We start from the raw sequence: 14,869 nt of genomic DNA, 5'->3' as shown, positions 1-14,869 counted from the left end.
AAGCAAAACAGGTACCATCTGTATAAATTTATAATATATTGATTTTTATAGATTTTTATAAATCAAATGTGACAGCTCATGTCGCAAAACAGACACCATGTCGTTATATATACAAACTACCTAACGAAGTAACAAACCTGATAAAAACAGCCTCCGTTGCAGATCCGGCAATCACAACAATGGCCTGAGGAGAGATAATCCATCAACACTGATCAAAAACAGCAACGCCCGCTTGAGACGAAGCTCAAGCGGGCGCTGTCATGCCAGACCAATGGCAGGGACTATTCAGAAAGGTGTTACTGGGTCGTGCCTAGTGGTCATGACCACATTCATGATCGGTATTATCGAAATCGATGGCCATAAAGATCGCGCTTTGTGGGAAGTCGGCCGGGTAGCACATAAAATACTGGGTCGCTTCATCGACCGGCCACCAGCAAGAAGCAGCACGCGGAATATCGGCCAGTTCAACGCGTTCGATGCAGTAGTGAAGACCAAGACCAGCCACTTCAGGGAATTCTTGTTCGAAGCTGGCTGGGAACCCATCGATCGCTGTATCGGTTTTATCTTCCAGGCTCAGTGCCTTGAGTTTCTCTTCCCACTCTTTTGCCTGAGTGCATTCGACAAAAAAATCAGCCAGGTAACGTGTATGGTATTTTTTGGTGATACGGGCATTTGCCATGTAAATATCCTGTTGAAGCGGTTGTTGTAGCGGTGTGTATAACGAATGTCACCAGGGTAAAGGCTGGCCATTGGAGTGCCAGAAACCACCACTGTTGCTTATTGTCAGCTCATCGATGCGAGCAACCAGCCCTTCGGCTGCTTGCTGCGGAGAAATATCACCCGCAAAGTTCACCATGCGGGTTTGGACAAAGCCGGGATGTAATTGTGCCACGGCAATACCGCGAGGTCTGAGATCTTCTGCCAGGCTTTTGCCGAACGCGTTTAATGCAGCCTTGGATGCTCGATAGCCGTAGTAACCACCGGAGCCATTATCTGCCATAGATCCCATGCGGCTGGTAATATTGGCAATTTTACTGCCCTCACACATCAGCGGCAGCAAGGTGTGTACGAGCCGCAGCGGTGCCAGGGTATTCACTTCAAACTGGCGACTGATCTGTTCGAAGTCCAGCTGATCCAGAGTGTCGTTGGCAAAGATACCGGCATTATTGACCAGTAGATCGAGCGGTCCATCCAACAGCTCCGCCACGATCGTTTGCAACCCCTGGACAGCCTCGGCATCGGTCATATCGATACCGGTAATAATCTGGTCTGCCAGTGTATCCAATGCTTCCGAAGACTCACGACAAACCGCCATAACGCAGTCTCCACGACTGGAAAAATGACGTACCAGTTCTAGCCCAATACCCCGGTTGGCCCCGGTAATCAGTACATTCGCCATGCCTCTCTCCTGTCTGGTCGGTTGATATGAACAATCCGCGCCATACTAACCAAGGGCCGTGACAGGATGCAATGACTATGGTGTTTTCCTGGCGACCACCTCTGATCAGGCTGATCAGGCAGGCGTCAGTTCAAGCATCAACGCCTGCATACGCTGGTGCTGCATTCTGAGCGCATATTCCAGCTCCTGGTAGCGCGTACGAATCGCCGCCTTTTCCCAGCGACAAGCCAGAGACTGACGCGTACTGGAGTAACGCTCCCCTTGCAGGTTGGTCCAGTCGTTCAGCATGGATTTAAACTGGGCATATTCATTTTCCAGCACCGCACTCCAGCGCTGGTAATCGGCTTCTTTAAGCTGCCGCAAAGCCAGCTCTTCCTTCGCTCGCTTGAACTGCATCTGAACCTTGGCGCGCTGGATTTTAAAATCAGATACGGTTTTCAGATTAGAGGCCAGGCCAACCCATGAGCAGGCCTTGATAAACCATTTGGTTGGGTCCCAGTGGTACCAGCGAATACCATTGCGGTAGTCATTCTGGAAAATATGGTGGTAATTGTGATAGCCCTCACCATGGGTCAGAAAGGCAAAAAACGGATTATCGCGTGCAGTATTTTCATCGGTATAAGGCTGGCTACCCCATTTATGAGCAATGGAATTAATAAAAAAAGTAACGTGGTGGGTCGTAAACAAGCGCAGCAAACCCGCCAGCAACAACATGCCCCAGACATCCCCGAACATCCATCCCAGCGCAGCAGGCAGACCCACGTTCATGGCCAATACAATCCAGACGTAGTATTTGTCTTGCCACATCACAATGGGGTCTTTCAGCAGGTTTTTGACGTTGGCGTAGTCAGTTTTGCCTGACGGCCACTCTCGCAGCATCCAGCCGATATGGGAAAACCACAACCCCCGCTTGGCGGAGTATGGATCATGCTCGACATCATCAACATAACGGTGGTGCTTGCGGTGGCCAGAACACCATTCCAACACGGTATTCTGCAGGGCAGAAGCTCCCCACAAGACGTACCACAGCCGCAACACCCAGTGTGCTTCATAGGCATTGTGCGACCAGAGACGATGATAGCCACCGGTAATCGCCATCCCTGTCAGCCAGGTGATCACAATATAGGTAACCCAGGCCGAGGTCTCATAACCATAGGTGAAGCCATACCAGGGCACCAGGGTCAAGACGCCCAGCGTGCTGGCTGCAAACATGATGGTTGGAACCCAGTAGATAGGCGGCTTGTTATTGTTCTGATTATTTTCACTCTGCTCGCTGGCAGATGGTGCTTGATCGTTTGACAGCATAATACCCTTTCTAGTGACAGTCGGTGCAGTAACAAACACACCTCTAGTATTTATACTAAACCACGATTGTGTCATTCGACATGCGACATGAGTGAAATAGACTGAAATAGGGTTAAAAATGCCCCATTGTCACAATACCTTCCTGATGAGCCCGAGTTTCACTACCTTTCTATCGCCAGAAAACCGGGTAGCCCTCTTTGCGCTCAAATAACAGGCAAAAAAAAGCCGCGCTGTCAGCGCGGCTTTCAGGAACAACTCAGTGATCAGCCACCGAAGTCATCCAGCATGATGTTCTCAGGCTCAACACCCAGAGAAAGCAACATGTTGATTACAGACTGGTTCATGATTGGAGGCCCACACATATAGTACTCACAATCTTCTGGCGCAGCGTGATCCTTGAGGTACTGTTCATACAGTACGTTATGGATAAAGCCGGTCAGACCGTCCCAGTTATCTTCTGGCTGTGGATCAGACATCGCCACGTGCCATTCGAAGTTTTCATTCTCTTCAGCCAGCTTGTCGTACTCTTCCTGATAGAACAGTTCGCGTAATGAACGCGCACCGTACCAGAAGCTGATCTTGCGCTTGGAGTGCAAACGCTTGAGCTGATCGAAGATATGCGAACGCATCGGTGCCATACCGGCACCACCACCGATAAAGACCATTTCCGCATCGGTATCACGAGCAAAGAACTCACCAAATGGACCGTATACCGTCACCTTGTCACCTGGTTTCAGGTTAAAGACGAAGGTCGACATAATACCTGGCTGAATACCCTGGGATCCTGGTGGTGGCGTTGCAATACGAATATTGAACTTCACCAAACCTTTTTCTTCTGGATAGTTAGCCATGGAATAGGCACGAATGGTGGTTTCCTTGTTAACAGCCTTGATGTCGAAGAAACCAAAACGCTCCCAGTCACCGCGATATTGCTCTTCAATATCGAAGTCAGAGAAGTTGATTTCATACGGAGGACATTCCAGCTGCACATAACCACCAGCACGGAAGTCAACGTTTTCGCCCTCAGGCAAAGCCAGTGTCAGCTCCTTGATAAAGGTTGCCATGTTCGGGTTGGAAACAACGGTCGTTTCCCACTTTTTCACCCCAAACACTTCTTCTGGAACTTCAACCACCATATCTTGCTTGACTGGTGTCTGACAGGATAACCGCCATCCTTCACGGGCCTCACCCTTGGTGAAGTGAGAGGCTTCGGTAGGTAGCATTTCACCGCCACCCTCCGTTACCTTGCACTTGCACTGGGCACAGGTACCACCGCCGCCACAAGCAGACGACAGAAAGATATTATTAGCGGCCAGAGTTTGCAGCAGCTTGCCACCGGCTTCGGTTTTTACTTCCCGCTCGCCGTTGATCATGATGGTTACATCACCCGAGCTAACCAGCCGGGAGCGAGCGCCTAGAATGATGAACACCAGTGACAATACAATCACGGTGAACATCACTACGCCCAGAATAATTTCAATATCCAAAACTTCGTCTCCTTACAGTGATACGCCAGAGAAGGACATGAAGCCAAGAGACATCAGACCTACAGTCATAAAGGTAATACCCAGACCTTGCAGACCTGCTGGCACATCGCTGTACTTCAGTTTTTCACGAATGCCTGCCAAAGCAGCAATGGCCAACGCCCAACCCACACCGGCACCAATACCGAATACGGTACTTTCACCAAAGTTGTAGTCACGTTCCACCATGAACAAGGCAGCACCCATAATGGCGCAGTTCACCGTGATCAGCGGCAGGAATACACCCAGCGCGTTATATAAAGCCGGTACATACTTATCCAGCACCATTTCCAGGATCTGGACCATGGCGGCAATAACACCGATATAGGTCAGCAGGCCCAGGAAGCTCAGATCAACCGCAGCAAAATCGTTGGAGATCCAGGTCAACGCACCTTCTTTAAGCAAGTAGGTATAAATCAGGTTGTTGACCGGTGTGGTAATACCCAGCACCACGATAACCGCAACACCCAGACCAATCGCCGTTTGAATTTTCTTGGAGATTGCCAGGAAGGTACACATTCCGAGGAAGAACGACAGCGCCATGTTCTCCACAAAGACGGACTTAACGAACAGACTGATATAGTGTTCCATTAGTGACCTCCTGAGTGTTCAGTGTTAGGCAGGATTTTGAAATCTGGTGCTTCGACCTGTTCGGTCTTCACAGTACGCAGAATCCAGATGAAACCACCGATAATAAAGAAGGCAGACGGCGGCAACAGCAGCAAACCGTTGGACTGATACCAGCCACCATCCTGAATCAATGGCAGGATCTCGAAACCAAACAATTTGCCAGAGCCAAACAACTCACGCACGGTCGCAACAGAAACCAGAACCACGGAGTAGCCAAGACCATTACCGATACCGTCAAAGAAGCTCAGCACCGGGCCATTTTTCATGGCAAAGGCTTCTGCGCGTCCCATCACGATACAGTTGGTAATGATCAGACCAACAAACACCGACAACTGCTTGCTGACTTCATAGGCATACGCCTTGAGGATCTGATCCACCACGATAACCAGTGACGCAATAATAATCATCTGTACGATGATTCGAATATTGTTTGGAATATGATTACGGATCAGCGCGATACCAAAGTTGGAACACGCCGTTACCGAAGTCAGCGCCAGACACATAACCAGTGTTACGTTCAGGCTGGTCGTTACTGCCAATGCAGAACAAATACCCAGAATCTGAACTGCAATCGGGTTTGCGCTGAAAAGCGGTTCGGTAAGAACTTTTTTCAGATCAGACATATTACGCCCCCTGTCCTTTCAGTTTGTTCAGCAATTCGCCAAAGCCTTTGCCACCAACCCAGAAACGTACCAGATTGCTGACACCACGGCTGGTCAAGGTAGCACCGGACAAGCCATCAACCTGATAAGGGTTACCGGCTTCTGCACCACCTTTTACGACACTGATTGCGACATTGCCTTGATCATTAAAGACTTTTTTGCCCACCCACAGTGCTTTCCACTTGGGATTATCGACTTCACCACCCAGTCCCGGGGTCTCAGCATGAGAATAGAAACCCAGGCCAACGATGGTATCCATGTCGCCTTCCAGCGCCAGGAAGCCATACAAGGTAGACCACAGACCATAGCCATGAACCGGCAGGATAATCTTCTCGATATGATCGCTACCGCCGACAATAAAGACCGCCGCGTATTTTTCCAGACGCTTGATGCTGGCTTCATCTTCTTCAGAAGACAAGGCACGAGACAGCGCAGGCGTCTTGGACGATTTTTTCTGATCGAAGTTTTCGACCGTCAAACCGGCATCACGGATTTCCTGGAGTTCAGCATCCGTCGCAAAACGTCCTGCTTCCAGATTAACAATACGGGTAGAAATCTGTGTGAACTGATCAGCTACCGGCTGGCCTTCGACATACAAATCAGCAGCCTGTAATACCGCTATTTTTTTATCATTGGCCTTGTTTTCATTCTGTTTGCCACGCAAACCCACTGCGGCACCGGCAACAATCACCGAGCACACCAGGCACAGCAAAATAGCAACCGTCAGAGTTTTTTGAATGCTGTCGTTATTAGCTGACACGGGCGATCCTCCGCTTGATGTTTGCCTGCACTACGAAATGGTCGATCAGTGGCGCAAACAGGTTGGCAAACAGAATGGCCAGCATCATGCCTTCAGGGAAGGCCGGGTTAACCACCCGAATCATAACCACCATAAAACCGATCAAGGCACCAAAAGCATACTTGCCGGTATCGGTCATGGAAGCGGACACTGGATCGGTAGCCATAAAGATCATACCGAACGCAAAACCACCAACGACCAGATGCCAGTACCACGGCAGGGCAAACATATAGTTGGTGTCTGAGCCAATCATATTCAGCAACAGACTGAAAACCACCATGCCGCCAAACACACCCGCGACAATACGCCACGCAGCAATATTCATCACCAGCAGTACCACACCACCCAACAGGATCGCCAGCGTACTGGTTTCACCCATGGAGCCCTGGATAGTGCCGAAGAACGCATCACTCCAGCTAACACCCGCATCAATAATAGCTTGTACGCCGCCTTCAGCCGCATTACTCAATGCTGTCGCACCGGTAAAGCCATCGGCTGCCGTCCATACCGCATTACCTGACATATTGGCCGGGTAAGCAAAAAACAGGAAAGCACGACCCGTCAGTGCCGGGTTGAGGAAGTTTTTGCCCGTACCACCGAACACTTCCTTGCCGATCACAACACCAAACGAAATGCCCAGAGCCACCTGCCACAGCGGAATGCTGGGGGGCAAGGTCAGAGCAAACAGCACGGAAGTCACAAAGAACCCTTCGTTAACTTCGTGGCGACGAATGGTGGCAAACAACACTTCCCAGAAACCGCCCACAATAAAGACCGTGGCGTAAACAGGCAGGAAATAAGCCGCGCCAAAAACAAAGTTATCCCAGAAGCTGGCCGCATCGTGAGCACCACCACCCAGCAATACAATCAGAAACTCGCGCCATCCTTCAATGACGGTACCGGCACCGGCTGCCATGGCTTCGTTCGCCTGCAAGCCAATGTTGTACATACCAAACAGCATCGCCGGAAAGGTACAGACCCATACCGTGATCATGATACGTTTGAGGTCAATGCCATCCCGTACGTGCGCCGTGTTATTGGTCACATTCGGTGGTGAAAACAGACCGGTATCAACCGCTTCATACAGCGGGTACATCTTTTCGTACTTGCCGCCCTTCTCAAACAAAGGCGCCAGGTTATCAAGCATAGTTCGCAGACCCATAATCAGCCCTCCGCCTCAATTCGAGTAAGATTTTTACGCAGGATCGGGCCGTACTCATATTTGCCTGGGCAAACAAAAGAACACAGAGCCAGATCTTCTTCATCCAGCTCCAGTGCACCCAGCGCAACGGCCGATTCCATATCTTCAACAATCAACGCTCGCAACAACTGGGTTGGCAGCATATCCAGCGGCATCACACGTTCATAAGCGCCGACAGGCACCATGGCACGTTCACTGCCGTTGGTTGAAGTCGAAAACGGAAAGCTCTTCTTCATCAGATTGGACAGGTAAATCGGCATCACAGAGAAGCGATTGGCACCTGGAGTCAGGTAATGCAGCAATGGACGCTCACGCCCTTCCCGCAGTACGCTGATCTGGTTGTGGTAGCGACCCAGAAAAGACTCAGCTCCGGCGGCAGTACGACCACCAAACACAGAACCTGAAACAATACGGTTCTCGGCATTGACCAGTTCACCAGCAGTCAACTGCTGCAAGCTGGCACCGACCAGAGTACGGATCAAACGCGGTTTTTTGACTTGTGGGCCTGCCAGCGCGACGACGCGCTCGGAAGACAACTTGCCCGTCGTAAACAGGATACCAATGGCAATCACATCCTGATAACCGATTGTCCATACGGTGCGCTGTTCACTGACAGGGTACAGAAAATGAATATGCGTGCCCGCCAATCCAGCCGGGTGAGCTCCCGCAAACTCTTCCACTGTTTCTACACCAGCGGCCGGGATATTGGCGCCCGGTGCCTTGCAGACAAACAGCTTGCCAGTTGTCAGGTTTTTCAGCACCTGCAGCCCATGCTTGAAAGCATCGGCTTGCTCGGCAATGATCAATTCCGGATTGGCTGCCAGCGGGTTGGTATCCATGGCATTGACAAAGATAGCATCAGGCGTGCTGTCCAGTGCCGGTACCCGGGAATATGGACGGGTACGCAGAGTGGTCCACAAACCGGAGTTCACCAGATTGCTCTGGACATCGGCTGCCGCCAGGGATGACAGCGCATCTACTGGATAATGATTGAAGGTTTCTTCATCAGAACCTTCGAGCTGGATAACAATCGACAAGAATTTCCGGCGATCGCCGCGGTTTACCGCCTTGATCACACCCGCAACCGGAGCGGTAAACTGCACCCCCTCGGTCTTCTTGTCTGTAAATAGGACTTGTCCCTTCTTGACCGAATCACCTTCCTGAACAGCCATTGTTGGCTTCATACCAACATAGTCCGCGCCCAGTATCGCAACTTCCGTTACGTTCTGGCCCGATGTAATGGTTTGCTCAGGAATTCCGGTGATAGGTAAGTCGAGACCTTTTTTAATTTTGATCATATGCCTCGCCTAATCACATGAGTCCGCTGCGCCAGAATCCGCAACACAAACACACGAACAGGCCACCAAAATCATCACTGAAGCTGGAAGCAGGCTCGTATTACTTGCAATTGCATTGGGAAACAAGCACTTGGATACTCGTTTGCTAAGTTTACTAAGTGAAAAATCGGCGGTTAGTATAAAGAGGCGCACCCGAATAATCTAGCGATCAAGGGTGTAGGTAGATCATGCTTTAGAGGGAACAATCTATACCAAAAAGAGGCTATTCAGTGCCAAACAGCAAGAAACAGGAGTATCAGGAAGGTAGTCATGGCAGGGAAATCAGAACGTTATCGAGAAGAAAACCGCTGCTTTCTCCTCGATAACGGCATGCATTGTACCGGCTCAGCAGCCCATTCAGAGCAGTCGTGAGCCGGTCAGCACTCAGTTTTGTACCGGTGGGTAAGTCGGGTATTCAACACCACACAACTGATGCGCGATACGGATAACCTGGCGGCTGTAGCCGTATTCGTTATCGTACCAAACGTACAGGTTGGCGTGATTGCCATTCACAATCGTCGCCTTGGCATCAACGATACCGGCATGGCTGTTACCAACAAAGTCGAGAGATACCACTTCCGGTGAGTTTACCCAGTCGATCTGACGATGCAGGTCAGAGCGCAGGGAAGCTTCACGCAAGTACTCGTTTACCTCATCAACGCTGACGTCCTTGCTCAGGTTCAACGACAGGATCGCCATGGAAACGTTAGGCGTTGGAACCCGGATCGCGTTACCGGTCAGCTTGCCTTTCAGTGCTGGCAATGCCTTGGCAACGGCCTTGGCAGCGCCTGTTTCCGTAATTACCATGTTCAGCGGTGCAGAACGGCCACGACGATCACCACTGTGGTAGTTATCGATCAGGTTCTGGTCGTTGGTATAGGAGTGAACGGTTTCAACGTGGCCGCTGACAATACCGTACTCATCGTTCATCACTTTCAGAACCGGCGTAATCGCGTTGGTGGTACAGGAAGCCGCAGACAGGATCTTGTCGGCTTCTGTGATATCACCGTTGTTAATGCCATAAACAATGTTCTTGATATCGCCTTTGCCTGGTGCAGTCAGCAGCACACGGGCAACGCCGTTACATTTCAGGTGTTGGCTCAGGCCATCTTCGTCACGCCATACACCGGTGTTATCAATCACCAGAGCGTTTTTGATGCCGTATTCCGTGTAATCAACGTCAGATGGGCTACCAGCGTAGATGATTTTAATCACGTTGCCGTTAGCGATCAGGCATTCGTTCTCTTCGTCGACAGACAGGCTGCCACGGAAAGTACCGTGTACTGAATCGCGACGCAGCAAACTGGCGCGTTTGACCAGGTCATCACCCTTGCCGCGACGAACCACGATGGCACGCAAACGCAAACCACGGCCACCGCCGGATTTTTCAATCAGGATACGAGCCAGCAAACGACCGATACGACCAAAGCCGTACAATACGATGTCACGGTTTTCGCCATCTTCTGTGGTTTGGCCAACGGCGTCACCCAGCTCGTCAGTCACAAAGGTGCGCAGGTCGCGACCATTTGCCTCAGTGCGGAATTTTACCGCCAGACGGCCGATATCAACATGGACACGGTTGATATCCAGCTCTGCCAGAACCTGAAGAATCGGGAACGTGTCGCGGACAGTGACTTCCTGTTTTTCCATGTGACGGACAAAACGATGTGCTTTCAGAATATCAATCACAGAACGATTGATGATCGCACGACCATACAGGGATGTGATCACATTATGAGTGCGGTACAAACCACCAATCAGGGGAATCATGGATTCAGCAATCGCTTCGCGTTCCATCCAATCCTGCAAGCAGGTGTCGCGCATATCTTGAGTCACAGGCAAACCTTCCATTTAATTGTTCGAGGGATCATTACGGTGCAGATTATGCACGTGCCGGCCCAAGTTCACAATCCGACCAAAAAGCAACCGACTTTGTAGAAAACCTACCTATTTTTTCGAATTTGGTGAACCAGACGACCATTGCCCCTCCCATGCCACCATCAATCAGCCAGACCGGTTCAGGCCAGTACGGCCAACAATAGCGACTCAGCAAAGGCATATTCCATAGCATAGCCCCTGTTTGTCGTTATCTTGTTGTCATCGTCCTCAATACCCGAACCTGTCTGTCCCTCGCGACCAGGTCGTGGCTTTTGAAATCACCATCACAACACTCTTACCTCGATTCACATAATGACAAGCTGCACAATTAACGTAGTTAATTTCCAACAAAAACCGACCCAAACTGACAAAATACTTCCATTGCCCATTGGTTGACACAGGGTAAACAGCGGATTATTGGGCTCAAAAGGTGTCAAAATTCCTCAAATTGACACGATTCCATGACAAAACAGCCACGTAATTACGTTTTCTCCAGGAGATACACAAGGCCCAACCGCCGATGATTTCTCAATGATTTCCCAATACCAGCCTGCCTGATCCGCATTGGCAGGGCAAAACAGCAGCCCTCTGACGGGAAACCTGTGACACCCTTCCAGCCATTGATTACACTTGACCGCCTGCCGATTCCACCCTTCGATATACGCACGGAGAACGCATGACCAGTCCGATGACTCCCGACCTGCCAACCAAAGCTGCCGAACGTCGCTTCTGGGGCAATCTTGAGGGAGCAAGCCTGGCGTTGGCCATTGCCCAGGCCGCATCATCCAATCAGGGCCTGACCCTGGTGGTATGCAACGACACTACCAACGCCTTGCAGCTGGAAGAAGATATTCGTTTTTTCGCCGCCAAACTGCCCGTGCTGTTATTTCCCGACTGGGAAACCCTGCCCTACGATGTGTTTTCTCCCCATCAGGACATCATTTCCCAACGGATCGCCACCCTCAGCCAGTTGCAGGATATTCGTCAGGCCGTTCTGATTATCCCGGTCGCAACCCTGTTGCATCGCCTGCCCCCTGCCAGCTTTTACCAAGGCCAGAGTTTTGCACTGGACGTCGGCCAGCACTTTGACGTCGACAATACCCGCAAGCAGTTACAGGCCGCCGGTTATCATTGTGTTGACACCGTGTATGAACACGGCGAATTTGCTGTTCGAGGGGCCATTGTCGATATTTTCCCAATGGGCCAGGCATTACCATTCCGCATCGATATGTTTGATGACGAAATCGAGACCCTGCGAACCTTCGACCCTGAAAACCAGCGCACGCTGGATAAAGTCGACAGCATCCGCATTCTGCCCGCCCGGGAGTTTCCGCTCAATGCCGCCGCCATCAAGATGTTCAAACATCGCTGGTTCGACTTTTTTGAGCACAACCCCAACGACTGCTCTGTGTATGTCGACATCGGCCAGGGCATTGCCCCGGCGGGTATCGAATACTATTTACCGCTGTTTTTTGCCGATGACCTGGGTAACTTCTTTGACCACCTGCCCCGCAATACCCTGATCATTCACGATGCCGGTATCGAACCCGGCGCCAAACATTTTCGTAATGAACTGGAACAGCGTTACGAAAGCCGCCGCTACGACCGCACCCGCCCGATCCTGGCGCCGGGTGAGCTGTTTATCGCAACCGACCAGTTGTTCAGTCATCTCAACGATTACCCACGCATTCAATGGCATGATGCCGACCTGCCCAGCCGCGGCGGTGCCGTCCGGTTTGACACCCACCCCCTGCCCGACATCAGTATCGACTCGCGACTGGATCAACCACTGCAACGCCTGCAATCCTGGCTGCAAGCCAACGCCAACACCCGAGTGCTGTTTTGTGCCGAGTCAGCCGGTCGTCGGGAAGCCCTGAAAGAATTACTCAGCCGCATCAAAATCCGGGCCAGTGAGCACCCGGACTGGATCACTGCGACCCAGAGCAACGACCAGCTCATGCTCACCACCGCACCGCTCAGCAAAGGCGTTGTGATCGACGCCAGCCAACCGCTGGCCCTGATTACCGAAAATGAATTGTTCGGCCAGCGCATTCGTCAAACCCGCCGCCGCAACAAGCAGAAAACCGATGCCGACAACACTATCCGTGACTTGTCCGAGCTGAAACCCGGCGCCCCCGTGGTACACCTCGATCACGGCATCGGCCGCTATCAAGGGCTACAGGCGTTGGATGCCGGTGGCCAGCTGAATGAATTTCTGGTGCTGGAATACGCCAACAACAGTAAATTGTACGTACCGGTGTCGTCGTTACACCTGATTTCGCGCTACGGCGGAGCCGAAGACGGGGCAATTCCAATCAGCCGCCTCGGCACCGAAAAATGGGCGGCCGCCAAACGCAAGGCCGCCGAAAAAATTCGTGACACCGCCGCCGAGCTACTGGAAATCTATGCCCGCCGGGAAGCCCGCAAAGGTTTTGCTTTTAACGGCCCGGACGAAGAATACGACCGCTTTGCTGCGGGCTTCCCTTATGAAGAAACCCCGGATCAACAGACCGCCATCGACGCCGTTGTCAACGATATGTGCTCACCACGCCCCATGGATCGGCTGGTGTGTGGCGATGTAGGCTTTGGTAAAACCGAAGTGGCCATGCGAGCTGCCTTTATGGCGGTACAAAGCGGCAAGCAAGTCGCCGTACTGGTCCCTACCACGTTGCTGGCACAACAGCATTACCAGAACTTTGCCGACCGCTTTGCCGAATGGCCGGTCAAGGTCGATGTACTGTCGCGCTTCAAGTCCGCCAAGGAAACCCAACAGGCTCTGGAACGCATGCTCGATGGCAAAACCGATATCGTCGTCGGCACCCATAAGCTGCTGCAAAAAGACGTACGGTTTGAACACCTCGGGTTGTTGGTCATCGATGAAGAACACCGCTTCGGGGTACAGCAAAAAGAACGCATCAAGGCCTTACGCGCCAATGTCGATATTCTGACCCTGACCGCCACGCCGATCCCGCGTACATTGAATATGGCCATGGCCAGCATTCGTGACCTGTCGATCATTGCCACCCCACCGGCAAGGCGACTGAGCGTCAAAACCTTTGTGCGCCAGTACGACGAAGCCACCATCAAGGAATCCATCCTGCGGGAAATCCTCCGTGGTGGTCAGGTGTATTACCTGCACAACGAAGTCAAAAGCATCGAGAAAATCACCCGTGAACTGGACCAACTGGTGCCGGAAGCCCGGGTTGTATTTGCCCACGGCCAGATGTCGGAGCGCGAACTTGAAAGCGTGATGAGTGATTTTTACCACAAACGCTTTAATGTGCTGGTTTGCACCACGATTATTGAAACCGGTATCGATATTCCCTCAGCCAACACCATTATTATTGAACGGGCCGACAAATTCGGCCTGGCCCAGCTGCATCAGCTGCGTGGCCGGGTTGGCCGTTCACACCATCAGGCCTATGCCTATCTGCTGACACCGCCGCCCAAAGTGATGACCAAGGACGCTGAAAAACGTCTGGAAGCCATTGCTTCGGCACAAGACCTCGGTGCGGGCTTTATGCTCGCAACCCATGACCTTGAGATCCGGGGTGCCGGGGAATTATTGGGCGAAGAGCAAAGCGGCCAGATCGAAACCATCGGCTTTACCCTCTATATGGAAATGCTGGAACAAGCCGTACAAGCGATGCGCTCCGGCAAGATTCCATCTGACGACCTGACCCCGAAACAGATGGCCGATGTCAATTTGCATATTGCGGCGCTGATCCCGGACGACTACCTGCCCGACGTCAACAGCCGCCTTACGCTCTACAAACGGATTGCCAACGGCCAGAGCGATAACGAACTGAAAGAACTGCAAGTCGAAATGATCGACCGCTTTGGGCTACTGCCAGACCCGGTGAAAAACCTGTTCCGCCAAACCGCGCTGAAATTGCGGCTCAACCCGCTGGGCATTGCCAAGCTCGACGTTGGTTCCGACTCCGGTCGACTGGAATTCAGCGCCGACACCAAAATCAACCCCTTCACGCTGGTCAAGCTGGTACAAAGCAAATCCCACAGCTACAAACTGGAAGGTGGCCACACCTTGCGTTTCTACTTCAACATGGACACTATCGACCGGCGCTTTAACGTCATCGACCAGGTGCTGACCGAACTGCAAAAGGAACTCTGACCC

Annotated in this window: 11 protein-coding genes; 1 reads left to right on the top strand and 10 read right to left on the bottom strand. The window is 51.7% G+C overall.

What is annotated here, in order from left to right:
- Positions 1 to 310 precede the first annotated feature (310 nt).
- The 10 genes from Q4551_RS04330 to Q4551_RS04285 form a co-directional block, all read right to left on the bottom strand.
- Complete coding sequence (locus Q4551_RS04330; RefSeq protein WP_303431987.1) at positions 311 to 679, bottom strand: hypothetical protein; 369 nt, start codon at positions 677 to 679, stop codon at positions 311 to 313.
- A gap of 48 nt (positions 680 to 727) precedes the next feature.
- Complete coding sequence (locus Q4551_RS04325; protein ID WP_303431986.1) at positions 728 to 1,399, bottom strand: SDR family oxidoreductase; 672 nt, start codon at positions 1,397 to 1,399, stop codon at positions 728 to 730.
- Positions 1,400 to 1,513: 114 nt separating this feature from the next.
- Entirely contained in the window at positions 1,514 to 2,704 is a 1,191-nt protein-coding gene (locus Q4551_RS04320) for a fatty acid desaturase (RefSeq protein WP_303431985.1), read from the bottom strand.
- 263 nt (positions 2,705 to 2,967) lie between these two features.
- The gene (gene nqrF / locus Q4551_RS04315; protein WP_303431984.1) at positions 2,968 to 4,191 is read right to left on the bottom strand and encodes an NADH:ubiquinone reductase (Na(+)-transporting) subunit F; all 1,224 of its coding nucleotides are present in this window, start codon (positions 4,189 to 4,191) and stop codon (positions 2,968 to 2,970) included.
- Between the two features lie 12 nt (positions 4,192 to 4,203).
- On the bottom strand, positions 4,204 to 4,818 hold the full coding sequence (gene nqrE / locus Q4551_RS04310; RefSeq protein WP_303431983.1) for an NADH:ubiquinone reductase (Na(+)-transporting) subunit E: 615 nt from the start codon (positions 4,816 to 4,818) through the stop codon (positions 4,204 to 4,206).
- Entirely contained in the window at positions 4,818 to 5,480 is a 663-nt protein-coding gene (locus tag Q4551_RS04305; RefSeq protein ID WP_303431982.1) for an NADH:ubiquinone reductase (Na(+)-transporting) subunit D, read from the bottom strand. The genes nqrE and Q4551_RS04305 overlap by 1 nt, the downstream gene beginning before the upstream one ends.
- A gap of 1 nt (position 5,481) precedes the next feature.
- Positions 5,482 to 6,279, bottom strand: coding sequence for a Na(+)-translocating NADH-quinone reductase subunit C (locus Q4551_RS04300; RefSeq protein ID WP_303431981.1), 798 nt, complete (start codon positions 6,277 to 6,279; stop codon positions 5,482 to 5,484).
- Positions 6,269 to 7,480 carry an NADH:ubiquinone reductase (Na(+)-transporting) subunit B gene (locus Q4551_RS04295; RefSeq protein ID WP_303431980.1) on the bottom strand — a complete coding sequence of 404 codons (1,212 nt, stop codon included), beginning with the start codon at positions 7,478 to 7,480 and terminating at the stop codon, positions 6,269 to 6,271. Before Q4551_RS04295 ends, Q4551_RS04300 begins: the two co-directional genes overlap by 11 nt.
- Before the next feature lie 2 nt (positions 7,481 to 7,482).
- The gene (locus Q4551_RS04290; protein WP_303431979.1) at positions 7,483 to 8,817 is read right to left on the bottom strand and encodes a Na(+)-translocating NADH-quinone reductase subunit A; all 1,335 of its coding nucleotides are present in this window, start codon (positions 8,815 to 8,817) and stop codon (positions 7,483 to 7,485) included.
- A 423-nt stretch (positions 8,818 to 9,240) separates the two neighbouring features.
- Entirely contained in the window at positions 9,241 to 10,692 is a 1,452-nt protein-coding gene (locus Q4551_RS04285) for a glyceraldehyde-3-phosphate dehydrogenase (RefSeq protein ID WP_303431978.1), read from the bottom strand.
- 718 nt (positions 10,693 to 11,410) lie between these two features.
- Here Q4551_RS04285 and mfd point away from each other — a divergent pair.
- Positions 11,411 to 14,866, top strand: coding sequence for a transcription-repair coupling factor (gene mfd, locus Q4551_RS04280; protein WP_303431977.1), 3,456 nt, complete (start codon positions 11,411 to 11,413; stop codon positions 14,864 to 14,866).
- The last annotated feature ends 3 nt before the right edge of the window (positions 14,867 to 14,869 follow it).

The organism is Oceanobacter sp. 5_MG-2023 (genome assembly GCF_030548165.1).
Taxonomy (GTDB): Bacteria; Pseudomonadota; Gammaproteobacteria; order Pseudomonadales; family Oceanobacteraceae; genus Oceanobacter.
Note: the sequence above shows the minus strand (reverse complement) of the source record. Positions and strands in the feature narration are given on the sequence as shown.

What these genes read in the sequence shown, in the direction of transcription:
- Q4551_RS04330 (WP_303431987.1), bottom strand. Translation starts at nt 679, where the DNA reads ATGGCAAATGCCCGTATCACCAAAAAATACCATACACGTTACCTGGCT.
- Q4551_RS04325 (WP_303431986.1), bottom strand. Translation starts at nt 1,399, where the DNA reads ATGGCGAATGTACTGATTACCGGGGCCAACCGGGGTATTGGGCTAGAA.
- Q4551_RS04320 (WP_303431985.1), bottom strand. Translation starts at nt 2,704, where the DNA reads ATGCTGTCAAACGATCAAGCACCATCTGCCAGCGAGCAGAGTGAAAAT.
- nqrE (WP_303431983.1), bottom strand. Translation starts at nt 4,818, where the DNA reads ATGGAACACTATATCAGTCTGTTCGTTAAGTCCGTCTTTGTGGAGAAC.
- Q4551_RS04305 (WP_303431982.1), bottom strand. Translation starts at nt 5,480, where the DNA reads ATGTCTGATCTGAAAAAAGTTCTTACCGAACCGCTTTTCAGCGCAAAC.
- Q4551_RS04295 (WP_303431980.1), bottom strand. Translation starts at nt 7,480, where the DNA reads ATGGGTCTGCGAACTATGCTTGATAACCTGGCGCCTTTGTTTGAGAAG.
- Q4551_RS04290 (WP_303431979.1), bottom strand. Translation starts at nt 8,817, where the DNA reads ATGATCAAAATTAAAAAAGGTCTCGACTTACCTATCACCGGAATTCCT.
- mfd (WP_303431977.1), top strand. Translation starts at nt 11,411, where the DNA reads ATGACCAGTCCGATGACTCCCGACCTGCCAACCAAAGCTGCCGAACGT.